At 35.2% G+C, this 400-nt stretch carries 1 protein-coding gene; it reads right to left on the minus strand.

Annotated features, from left to right (window positions below; genetic code table 11):
• The coding region (locus tag B2S90_RS00950) for a hypothetical protein (protein ID WP_286696397.1) at nt 1–400 on the minus strand (400 nt) is incomplete at both ends.

The raw sequence follows: 400 nt of genomic DNA on the forward strand, positions 1-400 counted from the left end.
TAGATGGTTTAGAAGGAGTTTCTGGAGTGATTTCAGGGTTCTTTTCTAACTGAGCCATCGCATCACTTAACTTCTTAGTAAGTGCATCTACTTCTTCCTGAGTTAATTCTTCTTTATTTTCTAGTTCTTCCTCAATAGCCTTGATGACTTCTAATAAGTTCTTATAGCTCTTTTGTGTATATAACTTACTATCTGTATTCTTAGCCTGAGCTAGTAATAGATCAAGTTCAGCAGTATTGCCTCTTCTTACAAGTTTCTTAGAAGCTGCATCTAACTTTTCAGTTAATGCAGTGATTTCTTCACTTGTATGTTCAGCCTTTAATGCTTCCTTAACTTCTTCTAATACTGGTAAGAATGCCTTATAGCTAGAAGCTGTATAGTCTTCTTCCTTGAATGAAGC

It is taken from the genome of Catenibacterium sp. UBA627, assembly GCF_002299355.1.
In the GTDB taxonomy this organism is placed as follows: domain Bacteria; phylum Bacillota_I; class Bacilli_A; order Erysipelotrichales; family Coprobacillaceae; genus Catenibacterium; species Catenibacterium mitsuoka.